Here is a 7,098-nt window from a genome sequence, read left to right on the forward strand (position 1 = left end):
TATAGTTTAATATTTAAAAAGTCAAGTTTTAGCAAAGAAAAAAACTCCCAATTGAGGGAGCCTTTTAAATAAATATTTATTCTTTCCCACCGGAGAATGAACCGCGAATTTCCAAACCTAAATAATAAATATTGTTTGTATCTTCTTCTTCATCTTCTAAAATATTATCACTATCATATTCTTTTCTCTTACTTAAAGCTCTGTTATAACCAAAAAACAATATCTTATCTTCTTTCATTTCATAGTTTAAAAATAAATCTGTTAGAGTTGAGCGACTTTCAAAACTATCGTTACTAAAATTAGTATAACTATAATCTTCCCATGGTTGATAAATGAACTTGGAATGAAGTGATAGTTTTTCCGTAAATTTAGAATCGAAAACTAACATGTAGGCCATTGTATTGTTATCATAGTCATAGCTATAATCTCCGTTAAGATCATTTCTCTCATAATCATTATTGACTCTACCAATTATCGGAGCAAATCTAAATTCTCCTTTTTCTAGTTCATCTGGATCAATTGGTCTAATATAATCCAGCTGCCAATCTGAAATTAACATAGACTGCAAACCGTAATAATCACCTATCTGAGCAAATACTCCACTACTTAAAGAAAAAATAAAAAATAATGTTATCCCCACTGCAAATAATTTTTTTGACATAAAACTTCCCCCCCTTATTTTTTTTGCAGGAATTTTGTCGATTATCCTGAACTATATATTTATCATAGCATTTTCTAGAAACTTTTAGTATTACCCAAAAGTGTAATTTTTAGGGGGATCTCAATGGAAATTAACTGGGAAGAAATTATTGACTTTATTTATAGAACGGGTAGAATAATTAACTTACATAAATATTCATACTATTTTCTTAAAGAACTAAATCCACTTATTCCATTTTATGCTGCTAATTTTTTTCTTTTTGATGAAAAAAAAGAATTAATAGGAGATCCAGTTTGTTTTAATATTAGCGATAGTGTTTTAAAAGCATATAATGATTACTACTGGCAGCTTGATGATATTAGAAACCTTGCATTTGACCAGCAGGAACCTATTATCAGTACTCAATTAATGGACTATAAATGGTGGATCAATACTGAATACTTTAATGATTTTTTAGCTAAAAATAGACTTTATTATTCCTGTGGAATTGATATCCATGCTGAGCAGAGACTTTTAGGTACAATTAGCCTTTTTAGAACAAATAAAGATAATAATTTCACTATTAGAGATCTAGTTTATCTAAAAATTCTAGCTAAACACAGCAGCAATCATTTAAATAAATTATTTGAAATTGAAGAGTTAAGAAATTTAAATAATAGAAAAGAAGAAAACCTAATTCAAAATAAAGTAGAAAACTTTAATTTGAGTAAAAGAGAAAAAGATGTTTTAAGATTGATTTTAATTGGTAAAACTAATGAAGAAATTGCAAATGAACTGTTTATTTCAATAAATACTGTCAAAAAACACCTCAGCCATATTTTTAATAAGACTGAGGTGCATAATAGGACGGAACTGGTAGCCCTAGTTTATAAATAAGAAAAAGATATTAGCTAAATTTAAGCTTATCTCTTTTTTATAATTTATTATTTTCAAAAGCTTCAACTATCTCTTTAGTCTTTTCTAGAGCGGTAGAATAATTATCAAAAACCATTCCATAATTAATTGAATATTTTTCAATATAATTTTCAGCTTCTTTTAGATTTAATTTTTCAAAAGCTTCAATAAATAATAATAAATCCCCTAGTTGGCCTTCTCTTTTTATTAACGCTTCTTTTAAATTATTTGAAAGTGATATTTCAGCTAAAATATTTTCTAATTTTCTATCTAAATAAGCATCTATTACAGATAATAAGCCCAAAACAAATAGGTTTTCTCCTCTATTATCTCCAAAATAACCTGCTAAAGATTCTGCAAAATTAGCCCTTAAAATCGCTGTTTTAAATAAAATATCTGGCTTTTCATTATCAAGACCTTTTAGAAAATATAAAAGACTCCACTTCCTCAACCTGTCTACACCCAATAAAACTATTGCCTGTCGAATAGATTTAACATCATAGCCGTAATGGGCAGAATTTATAATTCGTAATAAACTGTATGACATTGACAAATCTGACTTAATTATTTCTTCTATTTTTTTAATTTTAGGATCATCTTTATTTAATTCTTTCATCATTTTAAAAAATGTAAAAGAATAAGAATTGATTTTTTTAGCCTTTATAATCTTAGGCTTAGTAAAGAAAAAACCCTGAAAATAATCAAATCCCATATCTTTTGCTGCAAAAAATTCATCGTATGTCTCTACTTTTTCTGCAATATATTGAATATCCGAATTATATTGATTACAGATAGTAATTATTTTTTTTCGTTCAGCACCTTTTGTAATTATAAAATCTATTTTAATGTAATCAGCTAATTTTATTAAAGGAATTAGATCTTCAGAAAAAACAAAATCATCGAGTACTATTTTAAAACCCATTTCTTTATAAGTTTCAAGCCCAGAAAGCAGCTTTTGATCTACAGTTACTGTTTCCAAGACTTCAATATAGACCATTTCAGGTGCCAATAAATCAGGTATTCCCTGTTTTAATAATTCATCGGTAAAATTTATGAAAGCTGGCTGGCCTTCAGTTAAATTGGTAAATCCTATAGACTCCAAGGTATTCATAATAACTTGAGCAGTTGCTTGTTCTCCATTGAAACTCTCTGAATCTTTACCTCTAAATAGTAATTCATATGAAAAAATATTTAAATTTTTATCAAGTATAGGTTGTCTGGCCACTAAAGCTATCATTTAATCACCCCATAAGATTATAAAAGAAAAGCCCAGCTTATGAGCCAGACTTCAGTTTTATTAATCTTCTTTTTAATCTTAATTTGCTAATATAGATTCTAGTTCTTCAGGAGTTAGACCTTCAAATTCTTTTTCTTTTTTATCATTATTTTTTCTTAGGCTGTCTAATAATTCTTTTCTTTCTTTACCGCTTTCCTGTAAATACTCATTTATTATTTCTGCTTTAGTTTTTTCTGCTGAAGAATTTTCAGTATCAGAATCTACTTCTACATTGTCATCTCTGATATAATCCTGATTTTCAATTTCTTCTCCATATTTAATAATTCTTGGAGTTACAAAAATCAATAACTCATTAGTCGATTCACTTTTTGAGCGAGATTTAAAAAGTTCACCAAAGATAGGTAAATCACCCAAAAGAGGTATTTTAGTAATTTTTCCTTCTCCATCAGTCTGAATTAAGCCACCTATTACAAATGTTTCATTATTATTTAAACGCAAAGTAGTTTCTACACTCCTGGTTTTAGTAGCTGGAGGTGGTGTAGTATCTATATTTGAATATCTATCTGGATTAATTTCATAAAAGCTGCTCACTTCTGGTGCAATTTTAAGTTCAATTTCATCATTTTCTGTAATCCAGGGAGTAAAAGTTAATTTAACTCCTGCTTCAACATGTTCCCAGGTAGTTGTAATATCCCCATCATCATCTTCTTCTTGAACTGCATATGGTTCTTTGTCAGTTATTGATAAATTAGCCTCTTCGCCATTTAAAGTCATTAAGCTGGGTCTAGCTAAAGTTTTAGAGTCAGAAGATGTGTCTAACAATTTAAAAATTTCAGGCCATTTATAAGTTAAATCTTCTATTTTATCAAGATCTGTATTTCTTTCAATTATAATATCACCAATCCCTACATCCATTGAATCAGAATATTTCATTCCAATTTCTCTAGTTAAATCTGAGGAGATTTCTTCTACCCTGGTCTCAATAATAACCTGATATTGCGGCGTATTTATCTCTTTAATTAACTCTGATACTCCGTCAAGCTTATTTTTTGCCCCATTAATAATAATTTCTTTTCTTTTAGCATTAACATGAAGTTGAATGTCTGGATAAAATTTATTTATTATTTCAGTTATTTGTGCAGTATCTATATAGTCAACTCTCATTTTACGAGTTTCAGGCTCCAAACTCTGATCATAAGTTTTAGCCATTGATAAAATACTCTTAACTGATTCTTCTTCTCCACTTATCGTTATAGTTTCTGTTAAAGGGTTAACCTGAAAATTTAAGTTTGAATTAACTATACGTAATTTTGATTCTAAATCAGCTAAATCTGCATTTAAAACAGTATATCTCTCACTATATAGTTTAGTTTCTTCACTTTCCCTATTTTCAAAATCTGTTCCACCACTCCCTTTTAGTACTTTAGCAGAATCAAGCCTATTAATCATCTCTTTAATTTCTTCTACTCGATTACTCTCTCCTTTAATAATAAACTGCCTTCTTGATATGTCCATCGAAATTAATGTTTCAGGAAATATTTCTTTAACAATAATTCCTATATTCTCAAAGTCACTTGAGTTAACTTTGACAAACTCTGTAACTAAATTAGAATAGATTTGATCGATTTTTTCAGGCTGAGCAACTACTACAGTGTTATTGTCCCATTTATAATCTAATCCTCTTGTTTTAGTTATTAAATCTAAAGATTTTTCAAAAGTAATATCCTGTAAATGAACAGTAATATTACCAACAACCTGGCTGTCAGTTATTAAGTTAACATCTGCCACTTCTGCAATAGCTCTCAACACATCAACAATATCAGCATTTCTGAAATTCATATCTTCTATTTTGTCCTGGGGTCCTGCTGATGCTGCTGCTGTTAAAGATATAACCAATATTAAAATAATAAAAGAAATCTTCTTTATTTTTATCATTTACTTTGCCTCCAATCAATATGCCTCAAATTTTTTAATATTTAACTCTAATGGAACTGCCATTTTTTATAAATACTGCTTCTCCATTTTGATAAGAAGATAGTCTATAGCCATTCATCATATCTCCAATTTTAAGAAGATGTTTATCCTGGTTATAACTTACAATTAAAGCCATTCTAGAATTAGCAGCTTTTATTACTCCATCAATTACTATCTCTGGTTCTGAAACTGTCTCTTCTACTTGATTACTCTCCTCAACAGCAGTAAATTCTTCTGTGAGATAATTTTCCTCTGTCGCAATTTCGTCTGAAATTTCATCAGTTTCTATTTCTATAAAAAATGGGTTTTTTAAATTTTTAATTTGAGTACTACTTAGTTTATTTGCAGCTGCAAATTCGTTTAAATCACTTTCCACATCAAGATCTAAAGCAGAAGCTGTACTATTAATCATTAATATTAAAATAACGATAGATAATAATTTGAAAATCTTCATTAAATCACCCCGCTGAATTTTCTATAAACTCTCTTAACTCATCTGACTGATGATAAAATAAATTTAAATTTAAAGAAATTAAATTTTCCTGCTGCTGAACATTACTGGCAGTCAAATTTTCTACAACTAATCTATAATCCCAGTTATCTAGCATTTGAAGAAAGGATAGTAATTCAAAATATCCACCCTGAATTTCAAAAGTAAAGGGATAACCATTATCTGTATTTCTTTTTTGATAACTTCTGATATCAACATTACTTTCCCTGGCAAAATAATCAACAGCAGCTAAAATCTCTTCAGCGTCTCTAACCACTGTTTCTAATCGTTCTTCTCTTTCTTTTTTTAATTCAACCAATTCTTTTTCTAAACTATTAATTTGATTTACTTTATTCAATACAGCTGTATATTCGCTTTGAATATTTGTAATCTGATTTTCTAAATCCTGCTGATGAGCTTTGATAGGTTGATAGAGCAAATAATAATAAGCAGCCATTACTACTGTGACAAATAAAATAAAAAGTAGTATTTTTTCTCTTTTAGACAAATTACTCATTATAAATCACCCCTCTATCTTTATTATCTAGCTCCACAATTAAATTAAATTCTAAGCTATCATTTTTTCTAAACCTTTCTAAAGAAATAATAGAAAAAATATCTGAATTAAAAATACGCGAACTAAAATCTAATAATGATCTAATAGTTTCAGCATTACCATTAATTTGAATCTGTCCTCTGCTGTAATCTAAACGATTAAAAGTAATATTATCACCAATTATTTTTGCAAATTCTATAAAAAATGGTGCAGTAGTATATTTTTCTAGTTCAACTTTTTCTGGGAGTTTAAAATTAGCAATTTCATCTTCTAACTGAAAATAATATTCTTTCTCTGGACGCAGCACTTCTAATCTTGTTTCCCAATCGTTTCTGCGTTTTTCAAGATTTTGAACCTTTAAATAATTAAAATAATAATTTAAGGCTGGTACTGCAATAATTAAAAATATTAATAAGACAACTACAATTTCCATCCATTCAATTTTTACACCATCATCTTTTTCAAGGAGGTTAACTCTCATTATGCATCACCTCACTAATAATAGTACCAGCGGCAGTTGCCATAAAATGTTTATTGATCTGTTTGACATCATTCTTGAAATCAAATTCTTTTAAGGGGTCGATAATCGATATTTTATAATCTATCTGCTCTTTAAAATAGCTGGTTAATCCATTTAATAATAAGCCGCCACCTGTTAAATAGATATTTTCAACAGGATTTTCTTTATTTCTCTCATTATGATATTCTAAAGAACGATTTATCTCAAAAATTATCTCATCTACCAACTCTTTTACCCGTTTCTGTGTTGTTTCAGCAGTGTCAATATCTGTAAGCATTAAATCAAATTTTTTTTCTTCAACTTCTGCCTGCTCAGGAAAAAACTCAAATTTTTTCTTTTCAATTTCAGCCTCTTCATGACTTTTTTCTTCATTCAAAAATAAATTACTAAAATTATCGCCTGAAGTATCTACTTCTCGACTGAGATAAAACTTATTTTCAGCAGCAATTAAAATTTTAGAACTCCTAGCTCCAACATCTAAAATTAAAGCTGGTTTTTCTAATCTTTTATCTTTACTTAGTAGAGATATTAATGCCATATCTTCCAAATTGAAAACCTCAACTTTCAACATATTATTATCAAATATCTCTAAATAACCATTAAGAATATCTTTTGATATCCCTGTCACTAAAAGCTCATACTGATCATTTTCCTCGTTTATAATAATATAACACCACTTTACAACTTTTTATCATGCAGCATCCCTGAATGAAATAAAGCTGTGCAAACAATCCTTTAAATTCCCATAAATTTTGGTATTTTCGAA

At 28.5% G+C, this 7,098-nt stretch carries 8 protein-coding genes; 1 reads left to right on the top strand and 7 read right to left on the bottom strand.

The window, feature by feature from the left end; translation table 11 throughout:
* Window positions 1-76: 76 nt before the first annotated feature.
* Window positions 77-661 (bottom strand): hypothetical protein, encoded by a 585-nt coding sequence (locus C7954_RS04520; RefSeq protein ID WP_134058846.1) that lies wholly within the window; start codon window positions 659-661, stop codon window positions 77-79.
* A gap of 123 nt (window positions 662-784) precedes the next feature.
* Here C7954_RS04520 and C7954_RS04525 point away from each other — a divergent pair, with 123 nt between their 5' ends.
* Window positions 785-1,537: a helix-turn-helix transcriptional regulator gene (locus tag C7954_RS04525; RefSeq protein WP_223174459.1), complete on the top strand. Its 753-nt coding sequence runs from the start codon at window positions 785-787 to the stop codon at window positions 1,535-1,537.
* Window positions 1,538-1,574: 37 nt separating this feature from the next.
* On the opposite strand, the gene C7954_RS04530 is transcribed toward C7954_RS04525, so the two are convergent.
* The 6 genes from C7954_RS04530 to pilM form a co-directional block, all read right to left on the bottom strand.
* Window positions 1,575-2,792 carry an EAL and HDOD domain-containing protein gene (locus C7954_RS04530; protein WP_089655036.1) on the bottom strand — a complete coding sequence of 406 codons (1,218 nt, stop codon included), beginning with the start codon at window positions 2,790-2,792 and terminating at the stop codon, window positions 1,575-1,577.
* Window positions 2,793-2,870: 78 nt separating this feature from the next.
* Window positions 2,871-4,727, bottom strand: a complete 1,857-nt coding sequence (locus C7954_RS04535; protein WP_134058849.1) for a type II and III secretion system protein — start codon at window positions 4,725-4,727, stop codon at window positions 2,871-2,873.
* A 34-nt stretch (window positions 4,728-4,761) separates the two neighbouring features.
* A complete protein-coding gene (locus tag C7954_RS04540) occupies window positions 4,762-5,220 on the bottom strand; it encodes a hypothetical protein (protein ID WP_089716662.1) in 459 nt (152 codons plus the stop codon).
* A gap of 4 nt (window positions 5,221-5,224) precedes the next feature.
* A complete protein-coding gene (locus C7954_RS04545) occupies window positions 5,225-5,773 on the bottom strand; it encodes a type IV pilus inner membrane component PilO (RefSeq protein WP_089719187.1) in 549 nt (182 codons plus the stop codon).
* The gene (locus C7954_RS04550) at window positions 5,766-6,293 is read right to left on the bottom strand and encodes a PilN domain-containing protein (protein ID WP_110301292.1); all 528 of its coding nucleotides are present in this window, start codon (window positions 6,291-6,293) and stop codon (window positions 5,766-5,768) included. Before C7954_RS04550 ends, C7954_RS04545 begins: the two co-directional genes overlap by 8 nt.
* The gene (gene pilM / locus C7954_RS04555; RefSeq protein WP_134058851.1) at window positions 6,283-6,999 is read right to left on the bottom strand and encodes a pilus assembly protein PilM; all 717 of its coding nucleotides are present in this window, start codon (window positions 6,997-6,999) and stop codon (window positions 6,283-6,285) included. Before pilM ends, C7954_RS04550 begins: the two co-directional genes overlap by 11 nt.
* Window positions 7,000-7,098: the final 99 nt, after the last annotated feature.

This window comes from Halanaerobium congolense (assembly GCF_004366375.1).
Lineage (GTDB): Bacteria > Bacillota > Halanaerobiia > Halanaerobiales > Halanaerobiaceae > Halanaerobium > Halanaerobium congolense.

Excerpts from the sequence above, each read along its gene's own strand:
- C7954_RS04550 (WP_110301292.1), bottom strand. The coding sequence starts at position 6,293 with ATGAGAGTTAACCTCCTTGAAAAAGATGATGGTGTAAAAATTGAATGG.
- C7954_RS04530 (WP_089655036.1), bottom strand. The coding sequence starts at position 2,792 with ATGATAGCTTTAGTGGCCAGACAACCTATACTTGATAAAAATTTAAAT.
- C7954_RS04525 (WP_223174459.1), top strand. The coding sequence starts at position 785 with ATGGAAATTAACTGGGAAGAAATTATTGACTTTATTTATAGAACGGGT.
- C7954_RS04540 (WP_089716662.1), bottom strand. The coding sequence starts at position 5,220 with ATGAAGATTTTCAAATTATTATCTATCGTTATTTTAATATTAATGATT.
- C7954_RS04520 (WP_134058846.1), bottom strand. The coding sequence starts at position 661 with ATGTCAAAAAAATTATTTGCAGTGGGGATAACATTATTTTTTATTTTT.
- C7954_RS04545 (WP_089719187.1), bottom strand. The coding sequence starts at position 5,773 with ATGAGTAATTTGTCTAAAAGAGAAAAAATACTACTTTTTATTTTATTT.
- C7954_RS04535 (WP_134058849.1), bottom strand. The coding sequence starts at position 4,727 with ATGATAAAAATAAAGAAGATTTCTTTTATTATTTTAATATTGGTTATA.